This is a genomic window from Cupriavidus necator A5-1 (assembly GCF_000744095.1).
Lineage (GTDB): Bacteria > Pseudomonadota > Gammaproteobacteria > Burkholderiales > Burkholderiaceae > Cupriavidus > Cupriavidus necator_A.
This window is the reverse complement of sequence record NZ_JQLI01000001.1, coordinates 195,126-210,585: the sequence shown is the minus strand read 5'-3', so window position 1 is coordinate 210,585 and position 15,460 is coordinate 195,126. Positions and strand designations below refer to the sequence as shown.

Below are 15,460 nucleotides of genomic sequence, written 5' to 3'. Positions count from 1 at the left end.
TGGTAGCCTTCGATTGTCATGACAACCTCCGCTCGGAAAAGAGAATACGCAGTTAGAACCGGCGGTGGGTCAGGCCGACAACTAGTTTCCATGGCACGAGGCGCGCTGCGTCGGCTACTCGACCTTCTGGAAGAAGCAGGTAGGCGTTTTTCACCGGGGAGAGCGGCAAAATTACAATTTTGACGTAGGTACCCCGACAGGGATTGGGGGGCTTGGTATAGGGCGACAAGTACCCCGCTGCTATGTACGCCGCCACTTTGCCGCTGCTGATGCTCGCGGCTGGATGCCTGCTTATCTACGCTCAGACCGGATCTTTAGTGATCTTTCTTTGGCCTCCTCAACCCGGAAGAGCTCCACACGCTGTCCGGCATTGACCGCTCGCCGCAGCCACACCGGCGGTTCAACGTGCCCGTCCCAGCTCTGCTCCTCGGCGTTGCGCTACCAGACGGGGCGCTGGATCGGCGGCGCCGCAAAGCCCCAGCCGCCCGCAGGTTCACCAGCGTCAGTCCGTACTCGACCATTTGGGTTTAGATCGGCACGGGCGGTGCTCTGCACCCGTCGGCACATGGTGCCGCGGCAGGCGGGGCCGACAGCTGAGCCGCCGACGAATCAGTTCAGCCTCCCAGCGAGCCAGACCACGGCGAGGTAGGTCAGCACGTGCGCGTATTGGTCCACGCCAAATGCCCACCAGAACTGCGGCAAGTTCGGCGTCAAATTGGCCTTCGGCCGAGGCGCACCTTCCAGCGGTCGACCATGTAGTGGACGACGGCGTCGAAAATCCCCAGCCAGAGCCAATGGGCCACACCGAAGCCGCCGAGCAGCACAGCGGTACACAGGCCATGTAGCCCCGCGTGGGCATAGCCACCTGGGCTCCGGAAGTCGCCCTTGCCGGCCAGCATCCAGCTCGGCTGCCACAGGACGTCGCACACGAGATGCTTGGTGAACAGTGCGAATAGCTGCAGCAACGCCATGGCCAGCTCTCCACCCAAAGTCATGCCAGACCGCACGCATCGGCGACGGCACCGCGCTCCGGCTTTTCATTATCAATGAACAGTAAAGAATAAGACCACCATAGCTGCCACAGAAATCGCTGCCGGCAGCAATATGCGTCGCGCTACGCGGGCCTTTCGACCCGGAAAAACTCCACACTCTGCCCGGCATTGACCAGGCGTTGCAGCCACGCCGGCCCCTCCCCCTACCCGTCCCAGGTCTGCCCTCGGGCGTTGCATTAGCAGACCTGGCGCGGCGCCGCGAAGCACCCTGCCGCGTGCAGGTCCGCCAGCGTCAGCCCGGCCGACCCTTATCAATAGGCTACGGAACGGACCCCGCGCCAGCTGGGCCTGAGCACCGTCGCATGGTTCTTCTGCATCCATAATCCTGTCCTCCGGCGTTTAACGCGGAGGTACAAGACTAACTATGCCGATCGTCCGAGAAGGGCCGAACGCTTCCAACCAGTGGTATCGGCAGTTCGAAGCGCCGTCCGCTGCATGCCATGGTTATGCAGTTCCTGATTCCAGCGACGACGCGCTGCGCGTGAGCACGATCTTCCCTGTTACGCCCTCTTTGCCAAGCAACTCGTGCGCGCGTCTTGCCTCGGCTAGGGGAAATCGCCGCGCGATTATCGGCTTGATCTTCTTCTGTCGAAGAAGGTCAAACAGGGCGATCAAATCCTGTCGAAACAGCGTCGGTTTCAGCCGTTTAAGCCACTGAATGCTGTAGGGGACCACACGTTTCCGGCCTGGGAGAAGCCAGCCGCCAGCAATGTACAAGCCGAATATCGCCAGTCCATGCGAGCGATTACGCCGACCTGGACGACCTGAAGCCAATCGTCCCCCAAACAGCGAGGCAGTAAGGCCATAAGCCACTACCCTCCCGCCAGCACGGAGAGCCTTGCGGGAACGCCATATGTGAGTACCACCGATGCCGTCAAAGACGACGTCTACGCCCTCACCCGTAAGGCGGTGAATTTCTTCCACGAAGTCAGTTTCTCGGTAATCAATTGGGAGACCGCCCAAGTCGAAAACGGTCCGCGCCCCTCGCGATGAACAGGTACCGTACATCTCCAATCCGTCGAGGCGCCCAAGCTGCAAAAGTGCCGACCCAACCCCGCCCGCCGCACCGTGGACCAAAACGCGCTGGCCCTTGCTGACCTTGGCGGAATGATGCAGCATCTGGTACGCCGTGACGTAGTTCAACACGAGGCTGACAGCCTCTGCGGCGTCCAACTCGGACGGCACAGGAACCAGTTCACGCTGCGGCAGGCAGACGAACTCCGCGTATCCACCGCTGATTGGCAGCGCGGCAACTGTTTGATCTGGTTCGATTCCAGAGACACCAGGGCCGAGCCGATCCACCACGCCAACCAGATCCCACCCCGGCGTGAAAGGCAGCGGAGGAGTTTCAGGATGAAAGCCCTCGCGCATCATCAGGTCGGGCAAGCCCACACCTGCGGCCAGCACTCTCACCCGCACTTCACCCTCCCTCGGTTCGGGGCACTCTTCTTCAACCACCGTAAGGGCGTCGGGCCCGCCATAGCGAGTGACGATGATGCGTGTGTGCCTCATGGACCTCTACTCCCTTGCCGGCTGCTTAGGCTAGTGCTGCTCTTTGTCCAGCTGTCGCCTCCAGCAATGCGCATCTGACGCTCTGGCTGGCAATGGCAGCTCCAGTTTCTCGGCGGGACTGCGAGCATCAGAAACTACAGGCAGTTGGGCCGCACCAAGCTCGCCATGGCCGTGTTGAACTTGGCAGGCTCCTCGGCCGCCGGCTCGTGTGCGGATTCCTCGAACCAGATGAGTTTCTTCGACGGGGCAGTCAGCTTGTCGAAATAGGCTGCACTCGTTTCCGCTGCGATCACATGATCATGTCGCCCGATAAAGAGGAAGACAGGCATCTGTAGCGCGGGCACGGTTTTAACGAGATTCAGCGCAGATATCTCAGTCCACATAGCGTTTACGGAAAATAGCTGGCCGCGCAAGTTGTTGGGCAGGTCGAAGATTGACGATTCCGGTCCGCTGAGAACGATTCGGAAGAACTTCCATAAGGACATTCCGCGCACGATGCCGACGAAGCGCACGAGCCATTTCCTCTGGACCATCATCCTTTTGACGGTGTGGGGTGGCTCGCCGATGGCGCGAAGCTCCTTCAAGGCTTTGCGATTGTGGCGCCGCTCCGCTTCAGCGAGTACAAAGGAATACGACGACACCTCGCTAGCCTGCCAATCACCAATCTGACCGGCGCCAACATAAGCCGTGACCTTTTGCGGGAATCTTGCGGCATAGAGCGCGCCAAGCGCAGAGCCCCAGGAGTGCCCGTAGATCACAACTTTATCCTTCCCGAAACGCTTGCATACCTCGTCAACCAACTCGTCGAGATCGGCTAGGAACTGCTCAACTGTCATGGAGGATTCCGGCGTCTTACGATTAAATGATTTATTTGTGCCGCGCTGCTCCCAATAGACGACGGTGAAGCTCTTCTCAAGGGGCGCATTGAAGCGCCTAAAAAGACTCATCTCAGGAAAACCCGGTCCGCCATGCAGAAGGATCAATGGTGGATTAGCAACGTTTTCGCCACGAATCATCACCCACTGATCGAGCCCACCTAGCCGGAGATAGCCGATCTCCGCAATGCTGCCTGAAAGGGTCCCGCCATTGGGCCCACAAAACGGTGGAGTGTCTCCCCGATGTCTCATGGAGCTTCGTCTCTGCTTCTTGCCAATCCAGACTAGATAGTTTCCGGAAGAGGGAACTTGACCTGCATCAGCATTCTTATCCGGTGAGATACCTCCACGATCTCGCTCCGGTCGAACGGCTTCAACCGCTTCCAGGCTTCACCTGGGGGGTGCCGGCCGAAACTTGTGAACGTTCTCGACGGCAATTCGCACTTTCAGTGCCGAAGCTGACGGTGCTGCTTTACAGCAAGGCTTCACGACTCCATCCGTTTCGAACGACAGAGCTATTTTGCAGGTGCTTGATCCGTATGGATTTTTAGAAACAAACCACCACCAAATTTCGCACCTATAGTACGATCAGCCCGTCAGCGGCGCTCTGCAGCCAGAGTCGCTGCAAAGGCCTACCGAAGCGGTACGTCCAGATTCGTGCCGCCGACGTGGAGTTGCTCCGAACCGTAGACTACGACTTTAGGCGGCGCAAACTCTAGGTGGTTCTCTTCCATCCACGCGGCGACCGCGGTTTGCAGCCGATTCATGAGATCCAGTTGAAGCTTCCATGGCTCTGGGGACTCGCGCTCTAGAAAGCCATCCCCGCTCGTTGCCGCGAGAATGGGTGCGAGCACATCCTGGGCTTGATCGCTGCCAATCAATTTGCCCTCCTGCTCGCCCAGGGCCATGCCCGAGAGCATCCGCTCGAGAATCCTCGTCGCTTCGAACCGCGCGAAATAGGACGGAGACTCAGGGCTAAAGCCCGCGGTAACTACCTGCGTAATTCCAACCTTCGCTGCCCCCGAGATTGCATCGCGACGGGACCCGAAACCTGCGACCCATCGACCGGCCGCATCCTTATACCCGAACTCTTCCTGCATTCCGCCTCCTGCATTGTTGATCGTTCTCCGCCCTGTCTTGAGGGTTGGCCGGGATTCGCAAATATGTGAAGCTTTACATATTTGCGAATCCCGGCCAGCGCTCTTCCATGCTCGCAGCCGTGCGAAGCATTCAGTAAGACTCTACCCCTTTGCCAGGGCTGCGCGACATCATCACCTCGAGCCCGCCTGCCGAGAAGCGGAAGTTTGGATTCACATGGACTACCCTGTCGATTGCCTTCTTCGTGTCGGCTTGACCAGTGGGACCGTGGGACTACAGCTGACGTACACCCCCCTTCATCATCGTGGGGGCGCTTGCACGCTCGCGGGCGCTTTCAAGATTCAAGTTTATTGCTGCGCCACGAATGCAGATGACAGCCCTTCAGAGGTGGGGGTACCGAGGGGCCGCAGTGCACTATGTCGCGTAGGAGGTCCGCCTTAGCCCCGTCGCCCGACTGCTTTGAGGATGGACTGCCCGCGATGGGTGAGACGAGGGCTTGCTCGGCCTGAGGGGCCTCTCTCTATCGTGACGAGTTGGCGCCCTACCAGCGCATCAATTGCCGTGGGGTCCAAGCAAAAAGGGTCAGGACAATCCTTGACCAAGATCAGTGTGGCGATTTCATGGGGACTCAGCATGTTCGCATCCTGCGTGTTCTTATGTTGTTTGCCTGCATCGCCCGCGCCTATGGTCTCATGCCATTGGCGTGCTCACCGTCTACCGCACAAGCGCCCAGACAACGTAGACTACGCCCGAGACCACTAAGCAGGCTGCAAGTGTGAAGTAGTACCTCGCCCCATGATGGGGCGGCTGCGCATGAAAATGGTGAACTATTGGCTTCATCTGCCCACCTACGCTACCAGAGTAAGAAAATTGCCCTTCCGTCCTTGCCAAGGGACGGGCTTGCTTTCCTTATAGCAAACCATATGCCGGCCATGCTTGATGGCGCCGGCCGAGGGATGCAGCGCATCAGATCCAGCTGCGGAGGCTGAGCCGGCACCGTTAACGAGGCAGACGTGCGCTCGCTGGCCTGGCCTGCGATGCAGCGGCGTCAGCCTATTCAGCCAGCATTCCCACGCGCTGGTCGCCCCTGCTGAGCACGTCGGCCAGCATTCCGAGGGAATGGGCGACACCAATTTCTCCATCGCGATCTCCCAGGGAATAGCGCAATCGAGCAGGCGCACCATACCTTCCATTCTTGACAATCGGCGCAACGCTGGACAGGGGCAGCCGTCCCAGAGGTGCAACTTGGCACCGCGCAGCGCCTTGATCAATGTCGCGTTGCTCGGGCCGTCGCTGTATGCCGGGCGGCCCTCATCCAGCGCCACCACGAGAAGATCGGATTGCTCTAGCCGTTGCAGCATTGCGGCGCTATCGCCCTGCTCCAGCCGATGCCCAAGTGGCATCGCGCGGCGCCAAGCCGCCGCATGCACCGCAATGGAGGCGCGGCGCGCACTTGGCTTCGCCGCTGGCGTGCGCCGCCGCCACCAGCGGCGGGAACAGCTTCGCCCAAACCGCCAATGTGACAGTAATGTCATTTCTGGCATGGTTCTCGCATACTGGGACGAGTCCGGGCAAGCCGCTGCACAAAGCTGCTCCGGTGCTCGCCATGAGCCTCCGTCAGGCGTGCTGCGATGCGATTCGCCCGTGCGCGGCACTCCCCGGCACAAGGGTACGGCCGTACGGCCGCGCCCGTCGTCTCTCCTCAAATGAACATAGCCACTACCCCATGACATCGAAAAACAAGACAGGGTTCACCCGGCGCGACCTGCTGACCATGATCGGCAAGACCGCCGGTGGTGCAGCGATGTATCAGGCGATGTCCTCTCTCGGCTTCGCCACCGAGTCCCACTACAGCGGACCGCCGAAGCTCGAAGGGGCCAGGAAGGGCGCCACCGTGCTGGTGCTGGGCGCGGGCCTGGCCGGCATGGTCGCGGCGCTGGAGTTGCGCAATGCCGGCTACAAGGTCAGGATCCTCGAATTCAGCCAGCGCGCCGGCGGCCGCTGCTGGAGCGTCCGCGGCGGCGATACCGTGCGCGAGCTCGGCGGCGCGGTGCAGCGCTGCGAGTTCGCACCGGGCGAGTACTTCAACCCTGGCCCCTGGCGGATTCCCTACCACCATCATGGCGTGCTCGATTACTGCCACCGGCTCGGTGTCGCGCTGGAGCCCTTCATCCAGGTCAACTACAACGCCTATGTCCATTCGAGCAAGGCCTATGGCGGCAAGCCGCAGCGCTACCGCCACGTGCAGGCGGACTTCCACGGCCACGTGGCCGAGCTGCTGAGCAAGGCCGCGGGCCAGGGCAACCTGGACGCCAGTGTCAGCAAGGAAGACAAGGAGAAGCTGCTGGAAGGCCTGCGCCGCTGGGGCGCACTGGATTCCGAGCATCGCTACCGCGAAGGCACCATCACCAGCGACCGCCGCGGCTACGAGGTCGATCCGGGTGGCGGCCTGATGCCGCTGGCCAAGCCGTCCAAGCCGCTGGACCCGAGCGAGCTGATCCAGTCCGGCCTGTGGCGCTACATCGCCAGCGGCCAGGACTACGAGTTCCAGAGCAGCATCTTCCAGCCGGTCGGCGGCATGGACATGATTGCCAAGGCCTTCACCAAGCAGGTGGGCGACCTGATCCGCTACCAGGCCAAGGTCACGAAGATCGAGCAGAACGAGCGCGGGGTCACCGTCACCTTTGCCGACCTGGCGCGCGGCGGGGCGATCGAGCAGGCGAAGGCGGACTGGTGCGTCTGCACCATCCCGCTGTCGGTGCTGAGCCAGATCGACATCCAGGTCGGCAATGAGATGCAGGCGGCGATCAACGCCGTGCCCTACGGTTCCTCGATCAAGGTCGGCCTGCAGTTCAAGCGCCGCTTCTGGGAGCAGGACGACAGCATCTACGGCGGCATCACCTACACGGACCTGCCGATCTCGCGCATCTCCTATCCGTCCACGCGCTACGGCGCGAAGGGCAAGGCGGTGGTGCTGGGCGCCTACATCTTCGAAGGGCCGAACTCCTTCGAGTTCGGCGCCATGGCGCCGCAGGAGCGCGTGCGCCGCGCGGTGGAATTCGGCAACCAGATTCATCCGCAGTACGCCGGCGAGTTCGACAGCGGCGTCTCCGTCGCCTGGTACCGCGTGCCGGGGCAGCATGGCTGCTACGGGATGTGGACCGACAGCACCCGGCAGCAGCACTACAAGAACCTGTGTCAGGTGGACAATCGCATAGTGCTCGCCGGCGAGCACACCTCTTATATCCCGGCCTGGCAGGAAGGCGCGATCCTGTCCTCGCTCGACGCGATCCAGCGCCTGCATGCCCGTGCCCTCGCCTAACCCGGACACCGCCCAGATCATGACCAAATCCATCAGGTCCCTCGCACTGAGCAGTCTGTCCGCGCTGGCGCTGGTCGCCGGCGGAACCGCCTCGGCACAGACCGCCGCGCCTGCGCAGCCCACCTTCTCGGTCGGCCCGAAATTCCAGCAAACCACCGGCGAAGCCATCTACCATGCGCTGTGCCAGGCCTGCCACATGCCGAACGGCGAAGGCGCGAAGGGTGCCGGCACCTATCCGGCGCTGGCCGGCAATGCACGGCTGACCACGGCGGACTATCCGCTCTACGTCGTGATGCACGGGCAGAAGGGCATGCCGTCCTTCGGCAAGATGCTCAGCGATGCCCAGGTCGTGGAAGTGGTCGGCTATGTCCGCACGCACTTCGGCAACCACTACACGGAGCCCGTTTCCGAGGCCGCCGCCGGCAAATTGCGGCAGTAGCTTAGGCCTGGCGCAGCAAGGCGCCAGCACCGTACGGCGCCGCCGTCTGCCCGTCGTATTCAGATATCCGTTCGTTTCATCTACCTCCACGAGAACCCGCTCATGCGAAGACACATCCAGAAGGCCCTGATCCTTGCCATGGCGCTGTGCGCCGGCGCCTCCGCGTTTGGCGCCGATGACGTCATCCGCTACAAGCTCCCCAATTCCAGCTTCCCGATCTCGCAGGCGGTCGAGATACCGGCCGGGCTGACCACCGTCTACCTATCCGGCCAGGTACCGCCGCTGCAAGACGCCAGCCAGCCCAAGGACAGCCCGCTGGCCTATGGCGGCGATACCAAGGGCCAGACCATCGGCGTGCTCAAGGCCATCGAGAAGACGCTGGCGGGCATGGGCCTCGGCATGGGCGATGTCGTGAAGATGCAGGTCTACCTGGTGGCCGATCCCGCCAAGGACAACAAGATGGACTTCAGCGGCTTCATGGAAGGCTATACGCAGTTCTTCGGCACCAGCGCCCAGCCCAAGCTGCCGGCGCGCTCGGCCTTCCAGATCGCCGCACTGGCCAATCCAGCCTATCTGGTGGAAATCGAGGTGGTGGCGGCGCGCAAGAAATAGGCGGATGCGGCCCGCGCCCAAATAGGTGCTCTGTCAGCCTACGCTTTATAGCTCGCACCCCTGCTGGGCTTGCGAACCGTCGTACATTGCACCGAAATCAAGGCTTCCCCGGATACCGCCGTGGAAGATGCCTGGCGGCCCCCATCCTGGCCGCCAGGCTTACATCTGGCTAGACCTTACCGCGTGCCGGCGCTGCAGCAATACGCCAGGAGGAACGTATGGGTTCCCGGGCTGTTCGTCACAATGGCCCGCATGTCCGAATTCAGCTTCGCCATCGCAGCGGTCACATAATCGGGCGCGGACAGCTTGCCATTGTTGAAATCGTGCACGGCGACAGCGACTGCCTTGTTGTCCTTTGTCTGCGGAGAGGCGAGGCTTCGGTCTTCCTGCGCGAACCGCTGGTCGCGCGTGGCAACGGCGCCGACCTGCCGGCTGCAGTATCCATGGGTTCCAGACATGATGTGGATCGTATTGCCATCGCCGCTCAGTCCGGCGGCGATGGTGTTCAGTGCGCCTGCAACATCCCTGACGGTGCAGGGATCATGGAAACCCCAGATCTGTACGGCGTTGGGGGTTTTTTGGGTGAGGTTGACGAGGGTGGCCATGGCTTGATCTCCTTGAGAGCTTTGACAACGGCAAAAGACCGGGGCCTGATGTCGCGGGCAGGCGCGGTCGTGAGCGAGGACGTTCGCGCAGCAGTGTGATCGACATCCGGCGATGGTGGGGGCGCTATAGTTCGCGGGCGTGGGTCTGGCCTGGCCAGACCCCAGTCATCTCGATCACACGACGGCCCGTCAGCCATTGTCCAAGCGGGTTCGGCCAACTGAAGCCGTAGTGATCGCTGTTGATCATTCCCTGGAACTTCACGTCCACCCGGATGTTGGTCGCGTTGAGCGGAATGTTGCCAACCGTCCTGGAAATGCCACCGGTCAGGGAGAATTCGTCCTTTTGCGAACCTTTTGGGGTGTCGTAGCTGATCTGGATGTGCGTGATGTAAGTGCATCCCGGCTTGTTATCGAAGAAGATCTCGAATGCGCCAAGCCGGGTGATCCAGTTCGGAATCAACAGCGTCCCGTCGAACGAGGCGAATGTATAGGCGATCGGGATGGGAGAAGAGGCGAGTTGCTCCGCCTGGTACGGCCAGAGATGCTGATCCACGCTCTTGTTCTGGCTTGTGGAAACAAACGAGCCTTTGCCGTTGGCGCCACCGAGCATGTCATGGACAGCACCGGCTGAACCGGCAATGGAAAAGGACGAGCTGTTGTCCTGCGAACCCACATTCAGCCCGCTATGCGCATAGACCGCGCTGGTCACCACCCCGAATCCTTGCGCCATCTGTCCATTCGAACCCATGCTGACGGATTGCGCCTGGTCGGAAAGCCACTTGAGCGTATCCGGCTTGGTGAGCAATGTCAGGTCGCTGATGAATGTTTCCGACGCGATGCTGAACTCGGATGCCAGGGATCCCACCGATGCGAAATCCCACTTCACCTCCACGCCCGCCGTGATCTTGGTGCCGGTATCCGGATCGGTTCCGGAACCATCCAGGTTCACGTTGGATTCGGTGCGCTGGACATTGCTGGACGACAGCTTCCATTGATTGGGGATGCCACGCGTGCTCAGCGCGAGCCCAGGCGTCTCTTCCCGCACCAGCGTGAAGTCACCGCTGTCCGGAGAGACGAAGCCGACGGCACCTGGCTTGATATTCGGGGCCAGCGTCCAGTTTCCCCAGTAGGCAGGGCGGCCGTTTCGTATCAAGTCAGTGAAGGAACGATTCCAGTTCATGGTTCTACCCCCTTGCAAGCGGTTAGGATCGGATGGCCTCTGCGGAGTTGGTGCGTACCGCAGAGTCCAGTGTTGGCGTTGCAAGAGGGGCAAACAATTACTCCGAATGCGTATTCCTGACACCTACGCTTGCCGGGACGCATCTGTTCATTGGGGCTATGTGCCGAAGTGAGTGGTGGTGGGGAACGATGAAGGGAGGATGTCCGTCCCTAATTATTCTGAGCGGTGCGTATTCCGGATTTCAGAGGTTTGCAACTGCCTGGAGACCAGCATGAGGTCCGCCAATGTTTTGAGTCCCGTCTTGGAGCGGATATTCTCGACATGCTTGCTGACGGTCCGTGGGCTGATTCGAAGATTCCTGGCTATTTCTTTGGCTGTCAGGCCGAGTTCCAGCTTTCGCAGGATCTCTTTTTCACGATCGCTCAGGCTATCGTGCCTTGAAAACTCGAATGGATGATTGTCGTCAGCGATATTGCCATGGTGTATCGCGAAAGAAACGAGTTTGGACGTGGTGTGGATATCCAATTTCGCGGAGATGTTGTTTCTGTGCTTCCTCACGGTGAACAAGGTAACGCCGAGATGTATCGCAATTTCATTGGTGCTCATCCCTTTGGCGATCAATGAAAGGATTTGCGACTCTCGTGCGGTCAGCTTTGCGGGGGACAACGCACCCTGCTGCCGTCGGTGATGGACTTATGGGCACGATGCGGAAGGCTGGCGGACGTTCGTGAACTGCAATTCCGTCGGCCGAAGGCGGACCATGCGATATCGCACGAAAGGGTGGCGGTCACGGAAGGCATATGCCGCCTCCTTATTTAGAGACGAGCCGGGCCACCCCCGTGGCGGAGTTGGATGACTGGAAAGGTGTGGATTGCTTTATACCGGCGTTGAAAATTGCCGATGTCGTTGCCGCCCCGTATTTATTATCGTGGTTCTACTTGATCTCACATTGACCACATTCTTATATTGTGTTGCTACCATCTTAGCAGCGTGGAATGCAGTGATAATTTTTATTGTCTAAAGCCAGATGTTAGGGGGGCTAATATCTTGCTGCGCTGAAGGTAGGGGCTGCGCGGCAGGCGCAAGGAGTTGATCGGCGGAACCGGTGAGCGCAGCGGGTGGTCGGGGGCCTGATGCAGGGAATCAAGGACTTGCGCTGCGCGTGCCTCGTCGCGGGCCTGTCCCCAAGGGGGAAACGGGTCCAGAGCCAGGGGTGTGCCTGCGCACCGTTGCAGATGGCAAGGAAATCAAAGGGATCCCCAAGCGGGGCCAGGCCCGAAGACAACGTGCAGATCAGAATTAAACGGCGCGCAGTTGCACTTTGACCGCCATCTTCTACGCTGCATCCATTGCAAGTATCGCCTTCGCGAGCGCCCTTGCGGCGAGGCGGTCGATCTTGCCTCTTGGCGATTAATTGCATTTTTTTCAGGGTGGCGCAGTGCGGTGCGCACGCCACCATGGTCGCAGGTGACAAAGGTTTCGATGCCGGTCAGCGCAACGCAGATCATCGTGCCCTCTATGATCGTGGCACCAAGGCCGCCGCTGGCCAGCACGGCCCGCAGGTCCCGCCGATTAGCCTTTTGGGGGGCTACCCCGCACGCCGGAGCAGTGGCCTGAAGGCTTCATGCGGCGCCCCAGAGGGCGCCACGCAGAGGCCGGAATGTTGCATGTCGAGAAACATTCGATTGCCGGCTGTTGCTGCCTCAGACCAGCGAAAGGCCTTGATCACATGACGTGGCATGTGCTGTCCGCCACTGCTGATAGGGGCCGCCCGGCGCCGGTGATAACGTGATTTCGCGCACGTCATTGGGCGGCTAGAAGGCAAAGCCGATAGGCCTCCTGTCTCCGGGCGGGCGCGGCGCCATTGGGGCAAGCTTGCGCGCCGCCGCGCAGAGGATCACTCTAGGGACTGCGTCGCGCGAACGGAACGAAGAAAACCGCAGACGGTTATGCGCTTCGATTTGCGCATAACGATCGCCACAAACATTCGTTATCTGCGCGCGATATCCGTCGCAATAATGGGGGTCCTGCCGACGCACCACCCATTGCATTCATGATTGTTCGCCACGGTTCCCACCTTCGCCATGCGTTGCGCACCATCGCGCGTCTTGCCACGCCCCTCCCCGCTCTGGCCGCTCTGGCCTCCCTTGCCGCGCTTGCACCGGCACGTTCGCTGGCTCAGGGCGTAACCCTTCCTTCCGCGGTCTCCGCCGGCACGAAGCTCATCGCCGCCGACCAGAACGAAGCCCTGCAGACCTTGATGCGCGCCTCAGGCGAGCAAGCGAAGTTCTCCGCGCAGGTCAGCTATGCCAACTTCCTGGGCGGCCCAGCGATCCTGGAAGCTTTCCGCGCCGGGGCGCTCGATCTGGCGGTCGTTGGCAACACGCCGCCGATCCAGGCTCATGCCGCCGGCGAGCCTTTGCCGATCGTCGCGGCGCGCAAGACCTCCGCACCGGACTACCGGTTCGCGGTGCGGCCGGGACTGACCATTCCGACGCTGCAGGACCTCAAGGGCAAGACGGTTGCCTACGCCGAGGGCACAGGCCGCCAGCCGTTCGTGCTGACGGCACTAAAGGTGGCGGGCCTGTCCCGGCGCGACGTGAAGCTGGTGCCGCTGCGCGCGGGCGAGTTTCCCACTGCGATCCGCGCCGGCCAAGTGGACGTGGCCGCACTGAATGAACCCCACTTCAGCCGCTATCTGCGCGACTTCGCCGACCGCAAGGCCAGCGCGATCCCGGCATCCGAGCACCGGCAACTGCCCACCAGCACCGCCTACCTGTACGCCAGCCCCAAGGCGCTGGCGGATCCCGGCAAGACCGCAGCGATCCGTCAGTTTGTGCAGGCATGGATCCGCGCCAATGACTGGTCGGAGAAGCACCCTCAGCAATGGGTCAATGCCTACTACGTGAAAAACCAGGGGCTGCGCGAAGAGGATGGTCTGGCCATCGTGCGCGCTGAGGGACGGTTCGATTATCCGTTGCTCGCCGATTCGATCGCTGCCCAGCAAGGGCTGATCGACCTGATCCATGAGGCAGGCGATATCCCGCGGCGCCTAGATGCCCGCCAGGAGTTCGACCTGCGCTTCGATCCAGTCATCCGCGCCACGGTGGCCGGGCTGGCTGCCGCGCGACAGTAGGAGCCGACCATGCCCTCCCCGCTTCCTTCCACTGCCGGCACACGCCCGCAAGCGCCTTGGTTAGCCACGTCTGCGGCAACTGCGCCGCGCGACACCGTCGCGACGCGGCGCTCCCGGCCACCCAGGCTGGTGCCGGGCCGCCTCGGCGGTTGGGGCCTGATGGTCGGCCCGCTGTTCGTGCTGTTCGCCTGGGAACTTGCCTCACGTGCCGGCGTGTTGCCCCCTCGGCTGCTTGCGGCGCCGTCCACGGCGGCCGAGACCGCCTTCCGGCTGCTGAGCGACGGCACACTGTGGCCGCATCTGTGGGCGTCCGCGCAGCGGGCCTACGCGGGGCTGCTGTCCGGCGTGGCCGTTGGCGTGGGACTGGCGTTGCTATCCGGGCTGAGCCGCTGGGGCGAGGCCTGCTTCGATAGCCTGATCCAGATCAAGCGCGCGGTACCGACGCTGGCGCTCATCCCGCTGGCCATCCTCTGGCTCGGCATCGGTGAGTCGATGAAGGTCACGCTGATCGCCGCTAGCGTGCTGGTGCCGATCTACATCAACACCCACGCGGGCTTGCGCGGGCTCGACATCCGCTATGTCGAACTGGCGCAAAGCGTGGGCCTGTCGCGTACCGAGTTTATCCGCCGGGTGGCGCTGCCGGGCGCCCTGCCGGGATTCTTCACCGGCCTGCGGCTCGCCGTGACCACCTGCTGGGCGGCGCTGGTGGTGCTGGAGCAGATCAACACCACCGAAGGCATCGGCTACCTGATGAATCGTGCGCGCGACTACGGCCAGACCGATGTCATCGTCGTCGGCCTGCTCCTCTATGCCCTGCTCGGCCTTAGCTCCGACCTGCTGGTCCGGCTGTGGCAGCGCAAGGCGTTGTCGTACCGCAGGGCGATCGGATCATGAGCAGCGCTGGCATCGAAGTCGAACACCTGACGCGTCGCTATGGTGATCGCGTGGTATTGGACAATCTCAGCTTCCATATCGAACCGGGCGAATTCGTCGCGCTGATCGGCAAGAGCGGCTCGGGCAAGAGCACGCTGCTGCGCGCGCTGGCCCAGCTGGATGCGGATGTCGCCGGAGAAGGCCGGCTCAGGGTACCGCAGGCGCGTTCCGTGCTGTTCCAAGACTCGCGGTTGCTGCCATGGGAGCCGGTCCTGCGCAACGTGAAGCTGGGACTGCACGAGGCGGACGCCGCCGTCCGGGCGCGCACCGCGCTTGCCAACGTGGGCCTCGCCGGGCGCGAAGACGCCTGGCCGGTAACGCTGTCCGGCGGCGAGCAGCAGCGGGTTGCCCTGGCGCGCTCGCTGGTACGCAAGCCTGCGCTGCTGCTTGCCGACGAGCCGTTCGGGGCACTGGATGCGCTGACCCGGCTGAAGATGCAGCAACTGCTGCACGAAGTGATCCGCCAGCACCGGCCGGCAGTGGTGCTGGTCACGCATGACGTGGACGAAGCCCTGCTGCTCGCGGATCGCGTCATGGTGATGGACGCCGGCCGTATCAGCGTCGACCGGCGCATCCTGCTTTCCCACCCACGCAAGAGCCACGGCCACGCCTACGACCAACTGCGAGACGAGTTGCTCGCCGCGCTCGGCGTCGAGATCGTCGCGTAGGCCCACCCGTTGCCTGACAAGCCTCATT

At 62.1% G+C, this 15,460-nt stretch carries 14 protein-coding genes and 1 pseudogene; 6 read left to right on the top strand and 9 right to left on the bottom strand.

All coding sequences use genetic code 11. The features are described 5' to 3' along the window. Window positions 1–710 precede the first annotated feature (710 nt). The 5 genes from K307_RS01025 to K307_RS47225 all read right to left on the bottom strand — a co-directional run bounded on the left by K307_RS01025 (window position 711) and on the right by K307_RS47225 (window position 6,081). Window positions 711–971: a DUF3307 domain-containing protein gene (locus K307_RS01025; RefSeq protein ID WP_230625393.1), complete on the bottom strand. Its 261-nt coding sequence runs from the start codon at window positions 969–971 to the stop codon at window positions 711–713. A gap of 525 nt (window positions 972–1,496) precedes the next feature. Next, entirely contained in the window at window positions 1,497–2,564 is a 1,068-nt protein-coding gene (locus K307_RS01020) for a medium chain dehydrogenase/reductase family protein (protein WP_042875771.1), read from the bottom strand. A gap of 134 nt (window positions 2,565–2,698) precedes the next feature. Then, window positions 2,699–3,580: an alpha/beta fold hydrolase gene (locus K307_RS01015; RefSeq protein WP_230625392.1), complete on the bottom strand. Its 882-nt coding sequence runs from the start codon at window positions 3,578–3,580 to the stop codon at window positions 2,699–2,701. A gap of 491 nt (window positions 3,581–4,071) precedes the next feature. Beyond that, complete coding sequence (locus K307_RS01010; protein WP_042875767.1) at window positions 4,072–4,539, bottom strand: hypothetical protein; 468 nt, start codon at window positions 4,537–4,539, stop codon at window positions 4,072–4,074. 846 nt (window positions 4,540–5,385) lie between these two features. Continuing rightward, window positions 5,386–6,081, bottom strand: coding sequence for a hypothetical protein (locus K307_RS47225; RefSeq protein WP_155301019.1), 696 nt, complete (start codon window positions 6,079–6,081; stop codon window positions 5,386–5,388). Between the two features lie 182 nt (window positions 6,082–6,263). On the opposite strand from K307_RS47225, the gene K307_RS01005 reads away from it, so the two are divergent. From K307_RS01005 to K307_RS00995, 3 genes are all read left to right on the top strand, one after another. Then, window positions 6,264–7,859, top strand: a complete 1,596-nt coding sequence (locus K307_RS01005) for a flavin monoamine oxidase family protein (RefSeq protein WP_042875766.1) — start codon at window positions 6,264–6,266, stop codon at window positions 7,857–7,859. Between the two features lie 19 nt (window positions 7,860–7,878). Beyond that, a complete protein-coding gene (locus K307_RS01000; RefSeq protein ID WP_042881003.1) occupies window positions 7,879–8,298 on the top strand; it encodes a c-type cytochrome in 420 nt (139 codons plus the stop codon). 102 nt (window positions 8,299–8,400) lie between these two features. After that, complete coding sequence (locus K307_RS00995; protein WP_042875764.1) at window positions 8,401–8,910, top strand: RidA family protein; 510 nt, start codon at window positions 8,401–8,403, stop codon at window positions 8,908–8,910. 176 nt (window positions 8,911–9,086) lie between these two features. Here K307_RS00995 and K307_RS00990 read toward each other — a convergent pair whose 3' ends face one another. The 4 genes and pseudogenes from K307_RS00990 to K307_RS50790 all read right to left on the bottom strand — a co-directional run. After that, window positions 9,087–9,515 carry a hypothetical protein gene (locus K307_RS00990; RefSeq protein ID WP_042875762.1) on the bottom strand — a complete coding sequence of 143 codons (429 nt, stop codon included), beginning with the start codon at window positions 9,513–9,515 and terminating at the stop codon, window positions 9,087–9,089. Window positions 9,516–9,639: 124 nt separating this feature from the next. Further along, window positions 9,640–10,695, bottom strand: a complete 1,056-nt coding sequence (locus K307_RS00985) for a hypothetical protein (RefSeq protein WP_042875760.1) — start codon at window positions 10,693–10,695, stop codon at window positions 9,640–9,642. Window positions 10,696–10,908: 213 nt separating this feature from the next. After that, window positions 10,909–11,361, bottom strand: a complete 453-nt coding sequence (locus K307_RS45045) for a response regulator transcription factor (RefSeq protein WP_080744805.1) — start codon at window positions 11,359–11,361, stop codon at window positions 10,909–10,911. A gap of 581 nt (window positions 11,362–11,942) precedes the next feature. Further along, window positions 11,943–12,269: pseudogene (locus K307_RS50790) on the bottom strand (pseudouridine-5'-phosphate glycosidase); the annotation flags it as partial. Window positions 12,270–12,748: 479 nt separating this feature from the next. Here K307_RS50790 and K307_RS00975 point away from each other — a divergent pair. The 3 genes from K307_RS00975 to K307_RS00965 are packed head-to-tail and all read left to right on the top strand — an operon-like array spanning window position 12,749 to window position 15,432. After that, window positions 12,749–13,831 (top strand): ABC transporter substrate-binding protein, encoded by a 1,083-nt coding sequence (locus K307_RS00975; RefSeq protein ID WP_080744803.1) that lies wholly within the window; start codon window positions 12,749–12,751, stop codon window positions 13,829–13,831. Between the two features lie 9 nt (window positions 13,832–13,840). Then, entirely contained in the window at window positions 13,841–14,725 is an 885-nt protein-coding gene (locus K307_RS00970) for an ABC transporter permease (RefSeq protein ID WP_051974549.1), read from the top strand. Further along, window positions 14,722–15,432 carry an ABC transporter ATP-binding protein gene (locus K307_RS00965; RefSeq protein ID WP_042875758.1) on the top strand — a complete coding sequence of 237 codons (711 nt, stop codon included), beginning with the start codon at window positions 14,722–14,724 and terminating at the stop codon, window positions 15,430–15,432. The genes K307_RS00970 and K307_RS00965 overlap by 4 nt, the downstream gene beginning before the upstream one ends. Window positions 15,433–15,460: the final 28 nt, after the last annotated feature.

Bases quoted from the DNA above. Each gene is read 5' to 3' on its own strand.
- K307_RS47225 (WP_155301019.1), bottom strand. From the start codon at position 6,081: ATGCCAGAAATGACATTACTGTCACATTGGCGGTTTGGGCGAAGCTGT.
- K307_RS00995 (WP_042875764.1), top strand. From the start codon at position 8,401: ATGCGAAGACACATCCAGAAGGCCCTGATCCTTGCCATGGCGCTGTGC.
- K307_RS00970 (WP_051974549.1), top strand. From the start codon at position 13,841: ATGCCCTCCCCGCTTCCTTCCACTGCCGGCACACGCCCGCAAGCGCCT.
- K307_RS01020 (WP_042875771.1), bottom strand. From the start codon at position 2,564: ATGAGGCACACACGCATCATCGTCACTCGCTATGGCGGGCCCGACGCC.
- K307_RS01015 (WP_230625392.1), bottom strand. From the start codon at position 3,580: ATGATTCGTGGCGAAAACGTTGCTAATCCACCATTGATCCTTCTGCAT.
- K307_RS01010 (WP_042875767.1), bottom strand. From the start codon at position 4,539: ATGCAGGAAGAGTTCGGGTATAAGGATGCGGCCGGTCGATGGGTCGCA.
- K307_RS01025 (WP_230625393.1), bottom strand. From the start codon at position 971: ATGGCGTTGCTGCAGCTATTCGCACTGTTCACCAAGCATCTCGTGTGC.
- K307_RS00975 (WP_080744803.1), top strand. From the start codon at position 12,749: ATGATTGTTCGCCACGGTTCCCACCTTCGCCATGCGTTGCGCACCATC.
- K307_RS01000 (WP_042881003.1), top strand. From the start codon at position 7,879: ATGACCAAATCCATCAGGTCCCTCGCACTGAGCAGTCTGTCCGCGCTG.
- K307_RS00985 (WP_042875760.1), bottom strand. From the start codon at position 10,695: ATGAACTGGAATCGTTCCTTCACTGACTTGATACGAAACGGCCGCCCT.
- K307_RS00965 (WP_042875758.1), top strand. From the start codon at position 14,722: ATGAGCAGCGCTGGCATCGAAGTCGAACACCTGACGCGTCGCTATGGT.
- K307_RS01005 (WP_042875766.1), top strand. From the start codon at position 6,264: ATGACATCGAAAAACAAGACAGGGTTCACCCGGCGCGACCTGCTGACC.
- K307_RS00990 (WP_042875762.1), bottom strand. From the start codon at position 9,515: ATGGCCACCCTCGTCAACCTCACCCAAAAAACCCCCAACGCCGTACAG.